17 protein-coding genes and 1 pseudogene are annotated in these 17,748 nt (G+C 71.2%); 10 read left to right on the plus strand and 8 right to left on the minus strand.

Annotated features, from left to right (window positions below; translation table 11 throughout):
- The first annotated feature begins 1 nt into the window (after window position 1).
- The 7 genes from uxaC (at window position 2) to ACFYPG_RS01275 (ending at window position 9,276) form a co-directional block, all read left to right on the plus strand.
- Window positions 2-1,435: a glucuronate isomerase gene (gene uxaC / locus ACFYPG_RS01245; RefSeq protein WP_387349423.1), complete on the plus strand. Its 1,434-nt coding sequence runs from the start codon at window positions 2-4 to the stop codon at window positions 1,433-1,435.
- The gene (locus ACFYPG_RS01250) at window positions 1,432-2,736 is read left to right on the plus strand and encodes an enolase C-terminal domain-like protein (protein ID WP_355007373.1); all 1,305 of its coding nucleotides are present in this window, start codon (window positions 1,432-1,434) and stop codon (window positions 2,734-2,736) included. Before uxaC ends, ACFYPG_RS01250 begins: the two co-directional genes overlap by 4 nt.
- Window positions 2,727-4,220, plus strand: a complete 1,494-nt coding sequence (locus tag ACFYPG_RS01255) for a mannitol dehydrogenase family protein (RefSeq protein ID WP_387349424.1) — start codon at window positions 2,727-2,729, stop codon at window positions 4,218-4,220. The genes ACFYPG_RS01250 and ACFYPG_RS01255 overlap by 10 nt, the downstream gene beginning before the upstream one ends.
- A complete protein-coding gene (locus ACFYPG_RS01260; protein ID WP_387349426.1) occupies window positions 4,210-5,448 on the plus strand; it encodes a Gfo/Idh/MocA family protein in 1,239 nt (412 codons plus the stop codon). Before ACFYPG_RS01255 ends, ACFYPG_RS01260 begins: the two co-directional genes overlap by 11 nt.
- Window positions 5,449-5,468: 20 nt before the next feature.
- The gene (locus ACFYPG_RS01265) at window positions 5,469-6,824 is read left to right on the plus strand and encodes a polysaccharide lyase family 1 protein (RefSeq protein ID WP_387349428.1); all 1,356 of its coding nucleotides are present in this window, start codon (window positions 5,469-5,471) and stop codon (window positions 6,822-6,824) included.
- 82 nt (window positions 6,825-6,906) lie between these two features.
- Window positions 6,907-7,632 carry an HD domain-containing protein gene (locus ACFYPG_RS01270; protein ID WP_091398550.1) on the plus strand — a complete coding sequence of 242 codons (726 nt, stop codon included), beginning with the start codon at window positions 6,907-6,909 and terminating at the stop codon, window positions 7,630-7,632.
- Between the two features lie 150 nt (window positions 7,633-7,782).
- Window positions 7,783-9,276, plus strand: a complete 1,494-nt coding sequence (locus ACFYPG_RS01275; RefSeq protein WP_387349430.1) for an FAD-binding oxidoreductase — start codon at window positions 7,783-7,785, stop codon at window positions 9,274-9,276.
- Window positions 9,277-9,427: 151 nt separating this feature from the next.
- On the opposite strand, the gene ACFYPG_RS01280 is transcribed toward ACFYPG_RS01275, so the two are convergent.
- Window positions 9,428-9,793, minus strand: a complete 366-nt coding sequence (locus ACFYPG_RS01280; protein WP_387349432.1) for a barstar family protein — start codon at window positions 9,791-9,793, stop codon at window positions 9,428-9,430.
- Between the two features lie 97 nt (window positions 9,794-9,890).
- A complete protein-coding gene (locus ACFYPG_RS01285) occupies window positions 9,891-10,340 on the minus strand; it encodes a ribonuclease domain-containing protein (RefSeq protein WP_357188211.1) in 450 nt (149 codons plus the stop codon).
- A gap of 288 nt (window positions 10,341-10,628) precedes the next feature.
- Between ACFYPG_RS01285 and ACFYPG_RS01290 the strand changes: the two genes are divergently transcribed.
- Window positions 10,629-11,450 (plus strand): hypothetical protein, encoded by an 822-nt coding sequence (locus tag ACFYPG_RS01290; RefSeq protein ID WP_387349434.1) that lies wholly within the window; start codon window positions 10,629-10,631, stop codon window positions 11,448-11,450.
- A gap of 38 nt (window positions 11,451-11,488) precedes the next feature.
- Here ACFYPG_RS01290 and ACFYPG_RS01295 read toward each other — a convergent pair whose 3' ends face one another.
- Together ACFYPG_RS01295 and ACFYPG_RS01300 are read right to left on the minus strand one after the other, a co-directional pair.
- On the minus strand, window positions 11,489-12,439 hold the full coding sequence (locus ACFYPG_RS01295; protein WP_355007365.1) for a DUF559 domain-containing protein: 951 nt from the start codon (window positions 12,437-12,439) through the stop codon (window positions 11,489-11,491).
- 229 nt (window positions 12,440-12,668) lie between these two features.
- Window positions 12,669-12,986, minus strand: a complete 318-nt coding sequence (locus tag ACFYPG_RS01300; protein WP_355007364.1) for a hypothetical protein — start codon at window positions 12,984-12,986, stop codon at window positions 12,669-12,671.
- A 23-nt stretch (window positions 12,987-13,009) separates the two neighbouring features.
- On the opposite strand from ACFYPG_RS01300, the pseudogene ACFYPG_RS01305 reads away from it, so the two are divergent.
- Together ACFYPG_RS01305 and ACFYPG_RS01310 are read left to right on the plus strand one after the other, a co-directional pair.
- Window positions 13,010-13,210: pseudogene (locus ACFYPG_RS01305) on the plus strand (hypothetical protein); the annotation flags it as partial.
- On the plus strand, window positions 13,162-13,416 hold the full coding sequence (locus ACFYPG_RS01310) for a hypothetical protein (protein WP_355007363.1): 255 nt from the start codon (window positions 13,162-13,164) through the stop codon (window positions 13,414-13,416). The pseudogene ACFYPG_RS01305 and the gene ACFYPG_RS01310, both read left to right, overlap by 49 nt.
- A gap of 512 nt (window positions 13,417-13,928) precedes the next feature.
- Here ACFYPG_RS01310 and ACFYPG_RS01315 read toward each other — a convergent pair.
- From ACFYPG_RS01315 to ACFYPG_RS01330, 4 genes are all read right to left on the minus strand, one after another.
- Window positions 13,929-14,498 (minus strand): carboxymuconolactone decarboxylase family protein, encoded by a 570-nt coding sequence (locus tag ACFYPG_RS01315; protein ID WP_387349436.1) that lies wholly within the window; start codon window positions 14,496-14,498, stop codon window positions 13,929-13,931.
- Window positions 14,499-14,799: 301 nt separating this feature from the next.
- On the minus strand, window positions 14,800-15,057 hold the full coding sequence (locus ACFYPG_RS01320; protein ID WP_355007361.1) for a hypothetical protein: 258 nt from the start codon (window positions 15,055-15,057) through the stop codon (window positions 14,800-14,802).
- A 290-nt stretch (window positions 15,058-15,347) separates the two neighbouring features.
- A complete protein-coding gene (locus tag ACFYPG_RS01325; RefSeq protein ID WP_387349438.1) occupies window positions 15,348-15,920 on the minus strand; it encodes a hypothetical protein in 573 nt (190 codons plus the stop codon).
- A gap of 99 nt (window positions 15,921-16,019) precedes the next feature.
- On the minus strand, window positions 16,020-17,645 hold the full coding sequence (locus tag ACFYPG_RS01330) for an ABC transporter permease (protein WP_387349440.1): 1,626 nt from the start codon (window positions 17,643-17,645) through the stop codon (window positions 16,020-16,022).
- Window positions 17,646-17,748: the final 103 nt, after the last annotated feature.

Below are 17,748 nucleotides of genomic sequence, written 5' to 3' on the forward strand. Positions count from 1 at the left end.
CGTGCCCACGTTCGACCACACCGACCTGCTCCTGCCGCCCGAGCCGGGCCAGCGCGCGCTGGCCCGGGAGCTGTACGCCCTGGCGGCGGAGCAACCCATCATCTCGCCGCACGGGCACGTCGACCCGGCCCTGCTCGCCGAGGACCGACCCTTCCCGGACCCGGCGCAGCTGCTCATCGTGCCCGATCACTACCTGACCCGGATGCTGCTCAGTCAGGGCGTACCCCCGGCGGATCTGGGGGTGCCCACCCGCGACGGCAGCCCGGTGGAGACCGACGGCCGGGTGATCTGGCGACGCTTCGCCGCGCACTGGCACCTGTTCCGGGGCACCCCGTCGCGACTGTGGCTGGAGCAGACCTTCCGCACCGTCTTCGGGGTGCACACCCCGCTCCGCCCGGGCACCGCCGACGCCATCTACGGAGAGATCGCGGCCCGGCTCGCCGAGCCGGACTTCCGACCCCGGGCGCTGTTCGAGCGGTTCAACATCGAGGTCCTCGCGACCACCGAGTCGCCGCTGGACGACCTCGCGCAGCACGCCAAACTCGCCGCCGACGGGTGGGGCGGGCCGGGCGGGCGGGTGGTCACCACGTTCCGCCCGGACGACGTGGTGGACATGGAGTTCGAGGGCTGGTCGACCAACGTGGACCGTCTGGGCGACCGGGCCGGTGAGGACACCGGCACCTACGCCGGCTACCTGGCGGCGCTGCGGGCCCGACGCGCCGCGTTCATCGCCGCCGGTGCCACCTCCTCCGACCACGGCCACCCCACCGCGCGCACCCTGGACCTGACCCCGGCCGAGGCCGAGCGGCTCTACGACCGGGGCCGGCGCGACGAGGCCGACGCCGCTGACGCGGAGGCGTTCCGGGCGCACATGCTCGTGGAGTTCGCCCGGATGTCGCTCGACGACGGCCTGGTCATGCAGCTGCACCCCGGCGCGGTGCGCAACCACAACCGGTGGCTGCACGCCCGGCACGGCCGCGACGTCGGCGGCGACATCCCGCAGGCCACCGAGTACGTGCACGCGCTCGCCCCGCTGCTGGAGCGCTACGGCAACGACCCCCGGCTGCGACTGGTGCTCTACACCCTCGACGAGGACACCTTCACCCGCGAGCTGGCGCCCCTCGCGGGCGGGTACGCCGCGCTGCTGCTCGGCGCGCCCTGGTGGTTCCTGGACTCCCCGGAGGTGCTGCGCCGGTTCCGGGAGGCGGTAACCGAGAGCGCCGGCTTCTACAACACCACCGGGTTCGTCGACGACACCCGGGCGTTCTGTTCCATCCCGGTACGCCACGACGTGGCCCGCCGGGTGGACGCCGGCTTCCTGGCCCGGCTCGTCGCCGAGCACCGGCTGCCCATGGACGAGGCCGCGGAGACCATCGTCGACCTGGCGTACCGGCTGCCCAAGCGGGTCTTCAACTTCGGAAGGGCTGACCAGTGACCGTCACCATCACCTCCGTCGAGGTGCACGACGTGCGGTTCCCCACCGCCGCCCGGGGCGACGGCTCCGACGCGATCAACCGGGGCGACTACTCGGCGACGTACGTGGAGCTGGGCACCGACGCCGGCCCGAGCGGCGCCGGGTTCACCTTCACCAACGGCCGGGGCAACGAGATCACCTGCGCGGCGGTGCGTGCCCTGGCCCACCACGTCCAGGGGCGCACCATCGAGGAGATCACTGCCGAGCCGGTGGCGTTCTGGCGCTCGCTCAGCGCCGACGTGCAGCTGCGCTGGCTGGGCCCGGAGAAGGGCGTCATCCACATGGCGACCGGCGCGCTGGTCAACGCGGTGTGGGATCTGCGGGCAACCCTGGCCGGCAAGCCGATGTGGCGCTTCCTCGCCGACCTGCCCACGGACGAGCTCGTGGCCAGCGTCGACTTCAAGCACATCACCGACGCGCTCACCCCGGACGAGGCCGCGGCCATCCTCGACAAGGGACGCGACGGGCTGACCGACCGGCTGGCCACCCTCGAACGTGACGGCTTCCCGTCGTACACCACATCGGTCGGTTGGCTCGGCTACCCCGACGACAAGGTGCGGGCGCTGACCCGGCAGGCGTACGCCGACGGCTGGCGGGCGATGAAGATGAAGGTCGGCGGCCCGCTCGCCGACGACCTGCGGCGGGCCCGGATCATCCGGGAGGAGATCGGCCCGGACGCGCTGTTGATGATGGACGCCAACCAGGTCTGGGACGTCGACGAGGCGATCACCGCGATGGCGGCGCTGGCCGAGGTGGACCCGTACTGGATCGAGGAGCCCACCCACGCCGACGACATCCTCGGGCACGCCCGGATCGCCCGCGCGGTGGGCGAGTTGACCAGCGGTCGTTGCCGGGTGGCCACCGGTGAGGTGGCCGCCAACCGGGTGATCTTCAAGCAGCTGCTCCAGGCCGAGGCGATCGGGGTGATGCAGGTCGACGCCGCCCGGGTCGGCGGCGTCAACGAGGTCCTGGCCGAGCTGCTGCTGGCGGCGAAGTTCGGCGTGCCGGTCTGCCCGCACGCCGGCGGCGTGGGCCTCTGCGAGTACGTCCAGCACCTGGCGATCTTCGACTACCTGCGGGTGGGCGCCGGTCTGGACGGTCGGATGATCGAGTACGTCGATCATCTGCACGAGCACTTCGTCGATCCGGTGCGGACCCGCGGTGGCCGATACCTGCTGCCCGAACGGCCCGGTTACAGCGCCACCATGAAACCCGCGTCGATCGCCGAGTTCCGCTTCCCGGACGGCCCGGCATGGCGGTGACCGTCGGGGCCTCCCGGCTCGGCCTGGGCATGCTGCGCCGGCTGCCCGCCGAGGCCCGCCCGCTGATCCGGCCGGGCACCGTGCCGACCGGCGTCGTACACCTGGGGTTGGGCGCGTTCCACCGGGCCCACCAGGCCGTGTTCACCGAGGCGGCGGTCGGCGCGGCCGGGGGTGACTGGGGCATCGTGGCCGTCGCGCCGCGCAGCACGGCGGTGGTCGAGGCGATCGCCGCGCAGGACAACCTGTTCAGCGTCAGCGCCCTCTCCGCCGCCGGCAGCTCCACCCGGGTGGTGGGTGCACTGAGCGGGGTCCGGCACGCGCCCAGCGACCCGGACGCCGTGGTGGCGTTGCTCGCCGACCCGGCGGTCCGCGTGGTGACCCTGACCGTCACCGAGAAGGCGTACCACCTCGACCCGGTGACCGGCCGGCTGTCCCCGGACTCGGCGCTCGCCGCGGACCTGGCCGGCGGCCGAGCGCCGACCACGGTGCCGGGGCTGCTGCTGCGCGGGCTGGCCGCCCGGGCCGCCGCGGACGCCGGGCCGGTGGCTCTGGTGAGCTGCGACAACCTGCCGGCCAACGGTCGTCGACTGCGCGGCATGCTCGACCAGGCGGTCGGCCGGGCCGGCGGGGTGCCCGCCGGGCTCGTCGAGTGGGTGGCCGGCAACGTCACCTGCCCGGGCACCATGGTGGACCGGATCGTGCCGGCCAGCACCCCGGAGACGATCGAGGCGGCCCGGCGGGCGCTCGGCGTGACCGACCTGGCCGCCGTGGCCGCCGAGCCGTACGCGCAGTGGGTGATCGAGGACGACTTCCCCGGTGGTCGGCCCGGCTGGGAGTTCGCCGGGGCGGTGCTCACCGACGACGCCGGCCCGTGGGAGCGGTTGAAGCTGCGCGCCCTCAACGGGGTGCACTCCGCCATCGCCTACCTCGGAGCGTTGGCCGGTCGGGAGACGATCGCCGACGCGCTGGAGATCCCGCACCTGCGTGACGTGCTGCGCCGGCTGATCGCCGAGGACGTGGCGGCCAGCTTCACCCCGCCGGACGGGGTGCGGGTGGTCGACTACGGCGAGCAGGCCCTCGCCCGTTTCGGTAATCCGGCAATCCACCACCGCACCCTCCAGGTGGCTATCGACGGCTCGCAGAAGCTGCCGCAGCGCGTCCTGCACACCATCGCCGACCTGCGCGCGACCGGTCGGTCCGCGCGCTGGGGCGCGCTGGTCGTGGCGTCCTGGTTGCGCTTCGCGCTGGGGTACGCCGACGACGGCCGGCCGTTGCCGTTCCAGGACCCACTGGCGGGGCCGATCCGGGCCGCCCTGGACGCCGGGTCGCAGAGCCCGGCGGGCGCTGTCGACGCGGTCTTCGCGCTGCGCGACGTCATCCCGGTCGAGGTGGCCCAGGACGACGAGGTCCGCGCCGACGTGATCGCCTGGCTGACCGCGTTGGAGCGGCACGGCGTCGAGGCCACCCTGGCCGGTGCGCGGTGAGCGGGTCCGCCCGGGCCGGTCGGCGGTGAGCGGGGCCACCCCGCCGCCCCGGGTGGCGGTGATCGGGGCGAACGGGCACGGTCGCTGGCACCGGCGGGTCATCGCGCCCCTGCACGCCGCCGGTCGGTTGCGGTTGGTCGCCCTGGTCGACGTCCGACCGGTGGAGGACGACCCGGCCGCCCCGGTGCCGCCCGGGGTGGCGGTGTTCACCGACCACCGGACGATGCTCGCCGCCACCCGACCGGAGGTGGTGGTGATCTGCACGCCTCCGCACACCCATCTGGCGATCGCCCGCGACGCCCTGGCCACCGGCGCGGATCTGCTGCTGGAGAAGCCGCCGGTGCTGTCGCTGGCCGAGCACGAGGAGCTGACCTGGGCCCTCACCGCGGCCGGTCGGGTGGCCCAGGTCGGCTTCCAGGCGCTCGGCTCGGCGGCCCTCACCGCGCTGACCGACGCGCTGGCCGCCGGCCGGCTGGGCACTGTCACCGGCATCTCCACCATCGCCGCGTGGCTTCGGCCGGACGCCTACTACGCCCGCTCCCCCTGGGCCGGTCGACGGACGTTGGACGGCCGGCCGGTGCTGGACGGCGCGCTCGTCAACCCGCTCGCGCACGCGGTGATGCAGTGCCTGGCGATCGCCGAGGCGCTCGCCGGAGCGACGCCGTGGCCGGTCGCGATCGAGGTGGAACGCTATCGGGTCCGGCCGATCGAGGTGGAGGACACCGCCGTGTTGCGGGTCCGGTTCCGCGCCGGGCCGCCGGTGCTGGTGGCGGTGACCCTGGCTGCCGAGGAGTTCGTGGCGGGCGAGGTGGTGGTGACCGGTACGACGGGGCAGGCGGTGCTGGAGTACCCGACCGACCGGCTGCGCCTGCCCGGGGACGTGGTGACCCGCCGGGTGCCGGGGCGACTGGGGCTGCTGGAGAACCTGCTCGCCCACCGGGTCGATCCGTCGGGGGTGCCACTGATCGCGCCGCTGGCCCGTACCGCGCCGTTCACCGCGCTGCTGGACGCGTTGCGGCCCGCGCCGGAGCCCCGGCTGCTCGACGGCGAGTTGGTGACCACCCTCGGCGAGGGCGGGGAGCGGGTCCGCCACCTGCGGGGCGTCGTCGACGTGTTGCGCCGGGCGGCTGAGCGGGGGGCGCTGCCGAGCGAGCTGGGGGTGCCGTGGGCGTCTGGCGCGTACCGCGCCGAGCTGGCGGGACAGACGAACAACCGACCGGTCCCATGATCAGCGAATGGAGTGAGTCGATGCGCAGAGTCCTCGGCGGCGCCACGGTTGTCGCCCTTCTTCTCGGCGCCGCCCCGGCCGCCGCCGCTGCCCGTCCGGACGTCCCGCCCGCCGACCGGCTCTCCTGGTTGGCCGACCGCCTCGGCCGGCAGACACTGCCCGAGCGCGATGGTTGGGCGGCCGACGGCCCCGGCACCACCGGCGGCTCGGCGGCCACTCCCGAGCGGACCCGGGTGGTCCACAGCCGCGCGGAACTGGTCGCCGCGCTGGGCGGCGACAACGCCGGCAACGCCGCCGACGCCACCCCGAAGCTCATCTACGTCGACGGTGCGATCGACGGCTTCGAGGGGCCCGACGGCACGCCGCTGAGCTGCGCCGACCTGGCCGACCCCGGATACCGGTTGGACGCCTACCTGGCCGCGTACGACCCGGCGGTGTGGGGACGGGTGCCACCGAGCGGGCCGCTGGAGGAGGCTCGGGTGCGTTCGGTGACCAACCAGACCCGGCAGACCCAGATCAACGTCGGGCCGAACACCACCATCGTCGGCCTGCGCGGCGCTCGACTGACCGGCCTCACCCTCATGATCGACCGGGCGTCGAACGTCATCGTCCGCAACCTGACCCTCGTCGACGCCCGGGACTGCTTCCCCGCCTGGTCGCCGACCGACGGCGACGCCGGCAATTGGAACAGCCAGTACGACCAGATCTCGGTACGCCGCAGCGAGAACGTCTGGGTCGACCACAACACCTTCACCGACGGCGACAACCCGGACAGCGCCCAGCCGGTCCACTTCGGTCGGCCGTACCAGGTGCACGACGGGTCGCTGGACGTCACGCACACCGCCAGCCTGGTCACCGCCTCCTGGAACCGCTTCACCGGTCGGGACAAGCTGCTGTTGATCGGCTCGTCCAACACGGTCGGGCCGGACGTGGGCCGGCTGAAGGTCACAGTGCACCACAACCTCTTCGACGGCGTCCTGCAACGGCTGCCCCGGGTGCGTTTCGGTCAGGTCGACGTCTACAACAACCACTACCGGCTCGGTGGGGACGACTTCCAGTACGCGCTCGGCGTGGGTGTCCAGTCGGCGATCTACGCGCAGAACAACTTCTTCACTGTGGACGCGGCGGTCGACCCGGCGGACCTGCTCCACGACTGGGGCGGCACCGCGGTGACCGAGCGAGGCTCCTGGGTCCGTCAGGGCGGCGGCGCGGCCCGACCGGTCGACCTGCTGGCGGCGTACAACGCGACACATGACCCCGACCTGGCCGCGGACGCGGGCTGGACGCCCACCCTGCGCCGCGACCCCGTGCTGCCAGCGCCGCTGGTCCCCCTCCTGGTGGGCCCGCTCGCCGGCGCCGATCGGCTGCCGATCTGACGGCTCGGCGCGCCCGCGACTCGCGGTCGGGTCGGCGACGTACGGGCTCATCGATCTGGTGAAGATCGGCTATAAGTGACGCATGGACTTCCCGCCGCACCTGGGCAGCATGCCAATGCACGCGATCACCGAGATCCACGGCGAACCGGGCCTGCTGGAACGTTTCCGGTTGGAGGTTCAGCAGTTCGACGACGCCGCCCGGGCGCGGTTGACCGCCGCGCTCGACCTCGCCGCCGAGCTGCACCGCGACGATCGACGGGTCCGCGAGCCGTACCTGAACCACCTGCTGCGGGTGGCGATCCGGCTGATGCACCACTACCAGGTGCGGGACGTGGACGTGATCGTCGCCGGTCTGCTGCACGACGCGGTGGAGGACCATCCGGTCGAGCTGGCCGATGGCGACCCGGGCACCGACCCGACCGGGGCCGCGCTGGCCGCGCTCGCCGCGCGGTTCGGGCCACGGGTGGCCACCCTGGTCGCCGCGGTCACCAATCCGGTGTACGACCCCGAGCGGGACCGCAACGCGCAGTACCGGGAGCATCTGGCGGTCAGCCTGGACCGGGAGCCCTGGGCCCGGGTGATCAAGGTGTCGGACTTCACCGACAACGGGGTGGGCGTGATCCACACGGTCGGGCCGAAGGTGATCTCGTCGGCTCGGAAGTACCGACCGCTGGTGCCGCTGTTCCGGGACCTGATCGGCCGGCCGGACACCCCGTTGTCGCCAGCGGTGAAGCGGCACATCTTCGGCCAGCTGGACCTTGCCGAGGAGCGGTTCAGCGCCATCCTGGACCAGCCCGCCCCGAACTGACCCGTCCCCGGATCACCCGACCGGGTTCCGTGACAAGTTCTCAGATCTACCCCGAAGCCTCGGGCATTACGGTTGGTTTGCGCCAGATGAGAGGAAGTGCCCCTCTCGGTTCATTTTTCGGGCGTGTCACCAATCGAGAGGATTCGGACCATGCGCGACCTTTCCCGTCGTGATCTGCTCAGGGCGACGGCCGTCGGCGCCGGAGCGGTCGCCATCCCGAGCGTGATCGTCGGCAGCTCGGCCGTCGCGGCCGACGGTCCCGGGTGGCCCTCCGACACGACGTTCCCGCCGGCACAGCTGACCGGCCGGATCGTCCGCCCGCAGAGCCCCAACTACGCGGAGGCCAGCCTCGGCTGGGACGAGCTGTTCGTGCACTATCCGCTGGTCATCGTCTTCGCTCAGGAGACCCAGGACGTGGTCAACGCCCTCACCTGGGCGCGGCAGCACGACGTCGCACTGCGGGTACGCAGTGGCCGGCACAACCTGGAAGGCTGGTCGAACGTCGACAACGGCATCGTGATCGACGTCAGCGAGCTGAAGGACGTCCACATCGACACCGCCACCCGCACGGCGAAGGTCGGCGCGGGGCTCACCCAGTCGGAGGCGGTGACCGCCCTCGGGGAACACGACCTCGCGGCGACGACGGGCACGGAGGGCACAGTGGGCCTCTCCGGCGCCACCCTCGGCGGCGGCTTCGGCTTCCTCACCCGCTACCTCGGGATGGCCTGCGACAACCTGATCGGCGCGGAGATCGTCGTGGCGGCGGGAGCCGACGGGGCGAAGGTGCTCGAGGTGGACCAGTGGAACTACCCGGACCTGCTCTGGGCGCTGCGCGGAGCGGGCAACGGCAACTTCGGGATCGTCACCTCCCTGACCTACCAGGTCGCTCCGCTCACCAGCGTCGCCTACCTGCAGGTGACCTGGCCCGGTCTCGGCGACCTGCACGAGGTCTTCGACGCCTGGCAGCGTGTCGCGCCCTTCACCGACCCGCGCCTCGGCACCCAGGTCGAGGTCCACCCGGATGAGATCCTGCTGTTCGCGGTGCTCGCGGAGGGATCCGAGGCGGAGGCCAGGAAGCTGCTGGCGCCGATCCTGTCGATCGGCAACCCCACTGTCACAGTGCAGATCGGCGGCTGGGGCGACGTCTACGCCGGCTTCCAGATCCCGAACGAGGACGAACCCGCGAAGTGGAAGTTCTTCTCCCAGTTCACTCGCGAGCCATTCCCGGAGAAGGCGGTCAGCATCGTCCGTGAGTTCATGGAGAAGGCGCCCTCGCCCGACAGCAACTTCTTCACCCAGGCCTTCGGCCGCGGGGCGCAACGGCAGGAGCCATTCGGTGGCGCTGCCTTCCCGCACCGCGACGCGCTCTTCTACTCCGAGCCAGGCGTCGGCTGGGGCAAACGCGGCGAACCCGACAGCGACGATGCCATCACGCCGATCGCCCAGACCTGGATCGCCGAGTTCAGCCAGGCGCTGCGGCCCTACGTGGACGGCGCCTACGTCAACGTGCCGAACATCGGCATGGCCGAGTGGGAGAAGGCCTACTGGGGGCGCAACTTCCCGCGGCTACGCAAGATCAAGGCGAAGTACGACCCGCACAACGTCTTCCAGTACGAGCAGAGCATCCCGCCCGCGACGCACTGACCCGAAGGACCGGCGGTGCGGGTGACACCGACCCGCACCGCCGGGCCGTCACTCATCGTGAGTCTCAGTTGCAGCTGCCGTTGCCGTTGCCGTTGCCGTTGCCGTTGCCACTGCCGTTGCCACTGCCGCTGACGGCAGGGCTGGGCAGCGGTCACGACCGCACTGCCTCGTCGAGGACGACGCGCAACGGATGCGGGGCGCTGGCGGCGAGGTCGCCGAGCACGGCGAGGAGCAGACGGTACTGATCGGACGGCTCGTCGACCAGCAGCTGGCCGGCGTCGGTGATCAGCACTGTGAGCGGACCGGTGTCGAGCCGGTCGCGGAGCACGTCGGAGAGGGCGTCCCAGGTGTTCCCCAGGTAGGTCGGCAGGGCCAGCACGGCGGCGAGGGCGGCGAACAGACCGGCCCTGGTCCGCGTCGTCGTTCCGGCGAGCACCACCGCGCCGGGCACGTCGAGGGCTCCGTCCCGGCAGACGATCAGCCAATCGGACACCCGACCCGCGTCCTCGTCGACCATGACGTTCCTCCTGATCTGACCGGGGCTACATCTGACCGGGACGACGACGCCCCGGGCGGGGCCAGCCGACCGTCGCGGCCGGCCGGCCCCAGGCCACTCAGAGCCGGTAGAAGTCGGTGTAGTGGTTGGGCGAGAACCAGGTGACGCCGGTACTGCGGTTCACCACGATCCGGTACGCGTCCCGCGCGGCGCCCTGGGTGCGCGGGTAGACGTCGTACTCGTGGTAGGTGGCGTTGGTGGGCAGTTGACCCTCGTAGTTGTAGAACTGGCCGCCGGCGAAGTTGGACTTCCCGCCGCTCCAGGAGTACCAGCCTCGGCTGGTCGGGAACCCCTTGGCCGACCAGCCCGAGCGGGCGGTACGGGCGTCCGCGCAGCGGCTCATGGTGCAGGAGCTGTAGACCGCCGCCGAGGCCGGGTCGGTCAATCGAGGCGAGACCACGGACGGGCCGACCAGCGCGGCGGCGACCATGGCGAGGAGCAGGGCGAGGGTGGTGGTACGCCGGCGGATCGCGCCGAGCGTGGCCAGCGGGGACACGAGGGTGGACACAGGCTGCCTCCAGACCATCCAATCGATCGATCCGCGTGATTGTCGGACCGGACCCAGTCTCACCGTTGCCGGTCGACGGCAACACCCCTCAGTGTCCCAACTGCTCCACAATGCTCGGTGAACCGCGGACGATCATCTGTTTCAGCGCTCGTGCGCGGTTGAGCGCCACCCGACGCGCACGGCCTGGATCGTGTCGACATGCCGTCCGCTCGGTGACGGCGTGGCGGCGGACATATCGGTCACCGGTTGTTAGCGTGAAACGCGGATCCGTGACCGTGGAGGGGTGCCATGACGGACGCCCCCGACGGGAGGCCCAGGCCCGCGGACCAGTCGCGACACCGGGGCGTACGCGGGTTGACCATCGCCCGCGACGCCGCCGTGCAAGGCTGGCGGTGGTGGGCTCGTAGCTGGGATCGGCTGGTCGCCGCGCTCCAGGACGAGGCGCCCGTCGGCTCCGCGGCCCCGCCGTCGCCGTCCGGTCCACTCGTCGAACAGCGCGACGCGCCCCGGCTGATCGCGGTCCCCGCTCGCGGATACGTGTACTCGTTCTACATCCGCGCCACCTTCGCCTGGTCGTCACCGGCGAGCCTGCGGGCCGAGGTGCTGAGCTGGTACGTGCAGTACTTCCAACCGAACGCGATCCAGCGGCTGACCCGGCTGGCCGCCGACGCCGCCAGGGACCTGCCCCCACACCGGGCCGGAGACCTGGAGGTGGCGTTGCAGCGGGCGCTCGACGAGGATCCCCTGTGGCACTACCAACGGGGCGACATCACGCTCACCTGCCGCCCCGACGCCGCCGTACGACTCGACGAGCGGATCATGCCGGCGCTTCAGCCGCACGTCGACCGCCTCGTCAAGCTGGAATACCAGTTCGACGAGCAGCTCCGGCAGGCCCGGTACGCCGAGGAGCTGAGCCGTCGGTGGACGGCCATCCTGGATGATCACACAGACGACGATGACCTGGCCGACGCCCGCGACCACATGCTCACGGCGCAACGAGAAGCCGCACGGTGGATCGCCGACCTCCTCCACCGCCACGCCAACCCCTCAAGCGACCCGACCGTCCAGGTCCCCCAACAAGCTTCTCCAAGATCACTTGATGGGGAGTAGTTGTTTGGGGCTGTCGAGAACTACTAAGCATCAAGTGATCATGGGCAGCCGTGCCGGTTGGCGAGGATGGTCAGAGTCTCCTGGCGGACCTTGGCCGGATCCGTGGTGAGACGACGGTGGCTGAAGCGGACGACGAGGATCCCAACGGTGGCGAGCAGGGCGTCGCGACGGAGGTCAATCTCGCGTTCGGCCGGATCGCCATGGCTGGTCGCGCCATCCAGCTCGATGTTGACCCGTTCCGCCTCGGCGAACATGTCGAGGTAGATCGTCCGGGCACCGACCCGTACCCGCGCCTGCCGGGTGAACCTCGGCATTCCCGGGCCGGTGAAGACGTGGTCGTGCCCCCAGACCTCCAAGGGGCTGCGGCACCCAGCGGCGAGGCGACCCACCAAGCCGCGCACCGCCGCGCGGTCGGTCAACCTCGGCACCTCGGCAAGAGCGGCGGCGAGGCGCTGCGGCGTGGTCAGCCGGTCGTTGACCGCGCGGATGAGCAGGCTGGATCGGTCGACCGACGGCAACAGGGGCCAACAGTCCACCAGGGTCCGATCAAGCCGGGTAACCGGCAACCCGCGCCGCATCACCACGTGCGGTGGCTCAATCACTAAACCCGGCCGGTGCCGCACCATGAGATGCGGCGAACTCCTCATGCCCGATTCGGTAGACAGGTCGATATGCACCGGCTCACCCGGCGGCTGACGGCGTACGCCCCACACGTCGAGCGCGCTCAGTCGACTGAGCGCCCCGCGCCCTCCCGCGTACGCCAGCGCGGCGCGACGAGCCAGCTCCGGTTCGATCCGCGCGAAAGGTGGCAGATCAGCGTGGGTATCCCGGACGAGCGCCGCATCGACGTAGACCTCCGGCAGGACCCGGACTATTCGACCGGCTCGGTACGCGCCCTGGAGTGTCCACGGCGGCGCCACGCGGAGCACGTCCCGCCGGGTAGCCAGGCCACCGCCTCGGTCGAGCAGGGATTGCAAGCGTGCGTCCACCGGCCCACCCTGCCGTCGAGCGTCGCCCTCGCGGGGGTCGCTGTGGACGGCAGAAGCACCTGTGGATGACGGCCCGAGTCCTACCCAGCTGTGGTATGCGCTGCTGAGCTCCGCACACCGACGGAACAGTTGGGCAGCCACCCACCCATGGCGAAAGGCCACCGCCAGTCGAGTCGACCCGGCGGCGGCCAATCGGGTCCGAGAGCGCCCGTCCGAGCAGGTGCGCTGGCTAGTAGGTGGAGTTCCACAGGAAGTAAAAGCCGGGGGCGTTGGGGGTGTACTGGCGGTACTCGCAGTAGTACCAGCTCCACAGGCCGGCCCGAACACCCTCACTGCCGTAACTGTTGCAGAACTGACCGTCGGAGTAGACGTTACGCAGCGTGCCGCCTGGCGGGTCCGCCGCAGCCGGAGCGGCGCCGTCCCTGACCAGCACCGGGCCCGCGGGATGGACGACAGAGGCCGCGTCGTCTCGTAGAACAGCGAGTCTGCTCTTCGCTCGACCGGTGAGGGTGACCGGTGGGTCGGCACCGAGCAGCACATCGCGCATTGCCCTGACCATTCGCCGCGTGCCGGCGCGGCGTCGACCCCGATGAGGTACGCGAGTTCCAGGCTCGGGTGGCCGACGAGCTGGCCATGCTCAACGAGACGGTACGGCTGCTCAGCCAGGAGAACGACCGGATCAAGCGGGCTTTGCGCGACTGGCAGACCATGCACGCGCGGGAGTGCTCGATCAACTGGATCAGCGCGACAAGCAGCCTGCACCAGCCGTGACTGGCCAGGCCCTTCTTGACCTCCCGGGCGGTCTGCTTGTTCTGGACGAGGTCGTCGATGCCCTCCGATATTTCGTCCCACGGGTCAACCATGATCGAATCGGCGAGGATGTTGATCCGGCCGTTGTCGAATGCCACCGCCGCTCGGTCGCCGACGTCGAAGTGACGCGGCAGCGGCGCGTCGCCCTTGGGGCGGGGGTCCGCTGACCACAGGTGGTTGGCGAGGTCCAGACGGGCGAGGTCCAGGGATTTCTGCCGGTTCTTGGCGTTGAATGCCAGTGCCCCAGTGCGGTCCTTGCCGATGTCGCTCTTGAGCGCGCTTCTCCGCTCGTCACGCACGGCTGGACGCTCGACGGCGAGCTTCGCCCACCCGTCCCAGCCATGCAGCGAGCCACCACAGCCGGAGCACGTGCAGCCCGGGTTCTGGGCGTTGGCGCAGTTCGCTCTGTGCGTGTTCCCAGCCATCCACAGTCCGCCAATCGGCTCGCCGTCGCTCAGGGTGAAGAACTGATAACCCTAAGCACCCGGCTGGTCGCTGCCAATCGGTCCTGTCGCTGAAGATCAGGCATTTTGCCGCTCCAGCGAGATTGCCTGCAGCCAGACGGGTGCGCGCCTCGCCTGCACCTATTGATGCTGTCGGATTCTGATGGACGTGGTCGCAACGTTCTGCAGGTTCGGATGGCCGACGAACTGTTCCTGCTCAACGTTATTCGGTGGGTCTAACCGCCGAAGCTCAGCGCCTGCCGCAGATCCACGTCCAGGCTCTCGTTGTACTGCGGATCGGGCTCAGCCCCGGCAGCGCTGAGGACAGTGCTGAAGAAGCATCTGGCGCCGACGGCGAGGATCACGTGGAAGATATCCGTGTCATCGAGACCGTGACCACGCAGGCTCTCGACGTCGGCCTCGGTGACGGAGTTCGCATCGACCGCGACCTTTGCTGCAAAGTCGACGACTGCGACCTCCTGCGCGGAGAGACCGGCGCTGCCAGTGTCTGACGCGATGGCGGCGACGGTTGGCGCGTCGAAGAACTTGTCGCGTAGGACCTTTCCATGCGCCAGGCCGCAGTAGGAGGATTTCAGGGCCCGGGCTGCGGCGAGCGTCACCAACTCATAGCGGCGCAACTCCATGCCGGCCTTCACCGAACCGTTGAGCTGCTGCCATGCCAGGTACACCGCTGGGCTCTGGGCGAACAACCTGGTGTAGTTGGGCAGGTAGCCCATCGCCTTCGTGTCGGCATCGAACATCCGCTCGGTGTCCAGCGACTGCTCTGCCTGCTGCAAGAAACTCATCCGGCTCCTCCCCATGCCTGACCCGGACGGTACGCCGTGGGGCCTGCGGACGCTGTCAGGAAATCGGTCGTACACGGGGTCCGACGATCGTCAGGTGACGGCTCTTCTTCACGCCCGATCCACACCTGGTCGCGGACCCGCCCGGAAATCCGCTCGTCGAGCCATCGCTGCGCCCGAGCCATGCCCGCTGCCGGATCAGCTACGTAGCCACACCTATTCCATGGCGAATGGCCGCCGCCGGCTGGTCGACCCGACGGCGGCCAATCGGCCCCGAAAGCGCCCGTCAAGACAGGTGCGCGCGCTAGTAGGTGAAGGTCCAGAGGAAGTAGAAGCCGGGGGCGCTGGGGCCGTACTGGCGGTACTCGCAGTAGTACCAGCTCCAGAGACCGGTCCGAACACCCTCACTGCCGTAGCTGTTGCAGAACTGACCGTCGGAGTAAACGTTGCGCAGCGTGCCGCCTGGTGGATCCGCCGCAGCCGGAGTGGCGCTGAACCCGACCACTCCGCCCAGTGCCAGGGCCACCGCCGTCGCCAGGGTCGCCCATCTGCGTCCGCGCATGAAGCCTCCTCATCACTGTCCACGGCGCATGGCGGCTCCGCGCTGAACCGAGACCGGGACATCGAAGTTCGTCAACGCAAAGGCTCGCATGGGCGCGTGTGGTCCGGCTCCCGACAACGGGTGGCGCCACCGCGATGATCCGCCAGCGCGATCTCCGTCGAATGGGCATCCGCCCTGAACACGGGCCAGCCACGGCGACGCCCAGCGATCCCACTTCCACCGCGACGTCGCATGGGCCGATTGTGGACGGCCCAACACCCGCCCGCATCGGGCCAACGGAACCGCCGCACTCAGGTGGTGGGTACCTCCGGCATCGCGGTGGACCGGTCGACCAACGCCTGCCGCAGCATCGCGGACTGCTCCACCGACCCCCCGCGCACCCCGAGACTTCGCCGGGCCGCCCGGTAGTACCCGTCGCGGGCCTCGTCGACGCGGGTCAGCATCCCCGCCACGTCCGATGGCGGCTCGGCGATTCCACGAGCGAGCCGTTCCACCTGCCAGATCGCGTCCCGCCAGGTGGCGGCGGCGGCGACCGTCGGCTGGTCGCCGAGCAGCAACAGGTTCTCCCAGACGATGGTCCGCCGGGCGTCCGCCTCAGCCAGCCGGACCAGCCCCTCCTCGCGGTCGATGGGGTGGCTCCGCGATCCCGGCCGATGGTCGGCTGTGAGTCGCAGCGCCACGGCGTGACTCTCCTTGAGGGCGTGCGCGTAGTCGACGTACGCGTCGAGCCGCCGCTCGTCCCAGCGGACGCTCTGGCTGCGACGCCATCGGGCGCGGTCGGCGAGGGAGGTGGCGAGGATCGTGCCCACGGTGCCAACCAGGACGCCGAGAAGCGCCGGAAGCTGCGTCAGAAGGTCGCTCACGCGCTAGAGGCTGCCAGCCCCGGGCAACTGCCGTCAGCCCCGGCCCACGCCCGCTGACTGCCTGAGCTGCCAACGATCATCGGAACGCACGTACGCGGGTCAGGAGGGGACGTCACGGTGGCGGAAGGCGGCCACGCCGACGGCGAGCAGGGCCGCGGCCACCGCCGCCAGCACCACCAGGGGAAGCGCCGCCGGGTCGACAGCGGGCACGGCCGGCACATGGGTGTACGGCGAGACGTTGAGCGCGGCCTGCGGCAGCTTCAGCACCGCGCCGAGCTGCCCGAGGAGCAGGAAGACCAGCAGCGCCGTCCAGGACAGCACCACCGACCAGCGGGGCAGCAGCCCGAAGATCGCGGTCACCACCCCGGCGATCACGAGCAGGGCGGGCAGGCGCAGCAGCGCGGCACCGCCCAGCTCGACAGCCTGACCGAGTGGGTCTCCGGTGACTATGCCGTAGCCGAGGCCGGTGGTCACGCCGGCGAGGAGCAGCAGAGCGACCGCGCCGAGCGTCGCGGCGAGCACCTGGGTGCCGAGCCAGCGGGTTCGGCTGACCGCCGTGGCGAGGGCGGCCTCCAGCATCCCGTCGGTTTCGTCGCCGCGTACGCGCAGCAGGGCCTGCACGACGTACGCGCCGATGGTCAGGGCGAAGAGGCCGAGCATCGCGGCCAGGTACGCGTTGATCAGGTTCGCTCCGCCACCCATCGCGTTGATCGCTTCGGCGGCGGCCGGATTCGCGTCGATCATGTCGTTGAACTCGTCGGCGGCGACGCCCATGGAGAGACCGAGCACTGCCACCCCGACCGCCCAGCCGAGCAGCGTGCCGCGCTGCGTCCGCCAGGCCAACCCGGTGGGGCTGAGCAGCCGTGGCGCGCCGGTTGCCGGGCCGCGTCGGGGGGCGATCAGCCCGGCGCCCTGGTCGCGTCGTTCGGCGAGGGCGTACGCCAGCGCCACCCCGGCGAGCAGCAGCGCGACGGGCAGGGCGAGCACCCACCAGCGTTCACCGTCGAAGGCTCGTACCTGGTTGCCCCAGCCGAGTGGGGAGATCCACGACGGCCAGGCGCTGCGCACGCGGGTGCCGTCGGCGCTCTGTTCGCCGAGCACGTCGCCGGCGGCGCGCAGCACGAAGGACAGCCCGACGGTGGCGGCGGCGAGCGCGTTGGCGCCGCGTGAGGTGACGGAGAGCTGGGCGGTGACGGCGGCGATCGCGGTGAAGGCGACCCCGACGCCACCGATCGCGGCCGCTGCCGCGACGGAGCCGGCGAGCGGCAGACCGGCGCCGACCAGGGCGACCGCGAGCAGCACGGCGGCCAGGGTGTTCGCCGCGCCGATGACGAGCAGCGCGGCGGTGAGCGGCGCGTACCGGCCGACCACGTTGGCGCCGAGCAGTTCGGCGCGGCCGGTTTCCTCGTTCTGACGGGTGTGCCGGGTCACCGCGAAGGTGCTCATCAGCGCGACGATCAGAGCCAACGTCACGTACGTCTCGGCGACGACCACGGCACCGAGGTCGGTGCCGTGGATGGGGCCGTTGAAGGCGCGGGCGACCAGACTGGACGCCGAGGTGGTGGCGTAGCCCAGCCGGGCCTCCTGGTCCGGGTAGATGCCGGCGACGCTGCCGGCCAGGGCGTAGCCGAGCAGGGGCGTGCCGAGGATCCAGATGGCGAGGCGGATCCGGTCGCGGCGCAGCACGAGCCGGGCCAGCCGGGTCGTGCCGGTGAGGGCGCTCATCGGGCACCGCCCTGCGGCGCGTCAGCCTGCACACCGGCGGCAGATCCATCGGCCGACGTGGCGGCGGCGCCAGGACCGTCGGCCGACCCAGCATCGGCACCGT

It is taken from the genome of Micromonospora sp. NPDC005553 (assembly GCF_042871765.1).
Lineage (GTDB): Bacteria > Actinomycetota > Actinomycetes > Mycobacteriales > Micromonosporaceae > Micromonospora.

What these genes read in the sequence shown, in the direction of transcription:
- ACFYPG_RS01255 (WP_387349424.1), top strand. Translation starts at nt 2,727, where the DNA reads ATGGCGGTGACCGTCGGGGCCTCCCGGCTCGGCCTGGGCATGCTGCGC.
- ACFYPG_RS01265 (WP_387349428.1), top strand. Translation starts at nt 5,469, where the DNA reads ATGCGCAGAGTCCTCGGCGGCGCCACGGTTGTCGCCCTTCTTCTCGGC.
- ACFYPG_RS01270 (WP_091398550.1), top strand. Translation starts at nt 6,907, where the DNA reads ATGGACTTCCCGCCGCACCTGGGCAGCATGCCAATGCACGCGATCACC.
- ACFYPG_RS01275 (WP_387349430.1), top strand. Translation starts at nt 7,783, where the DNA reads ATGCGCGACCTTTCCCGTCGTGATCTGCTCAGGGCGACGGCCGTCGGC.
- ACFYPG_RS01280 (WP_387349432.1), bottom strand. Translation starts at nt 9,793, where the DNA reads ATGGTCGACGAGGACGCGGGTCGGGTGTCCGATTGGCTGATCGTCTGC.
- ACFYPG_RS01290 (WP_387349434.1), top strand. Translation starts at nt 10,629, where the DNA reads ATGACGGACGCCCCCGACGGGAGGCCCAGGCCCGCGGACCAGTCGCGA.
- ACFYPG_RS01300 (WP_355007364.1), bottom strand. Translation starts at nt 12,986, where the DNA reads ATGCGCGATGTGCTGCTCGGTGCCGACCCACCGGTCACCCTCACCGGT.
- ACFYPG_RS01315 (WP_387349436.1), bottom strand. Translation starts at nt 14,498, where the DNA reads ATGAGTTTCTTGCAGCAGGCAGAGCAGTCGCTGGACACCGAGCGGATG.
- ACFYPG_RS01320 (WP_355007361.1), bottom strand. Translation starts at nt 15,057, where the DNA reads ATGCGCGGACGCAGATGGGCGACCCTGGCGACGGCGGTGGCCCTGGCA.
- ACFYPG_RS01330 (WP_387349440.1), bottom strand. Translation starts at nt 17,645, where the DNA reads ATGAGCGCCCTCACCGGCACGACCCGGCTGGCCCGGCTCGTGCTGCGC.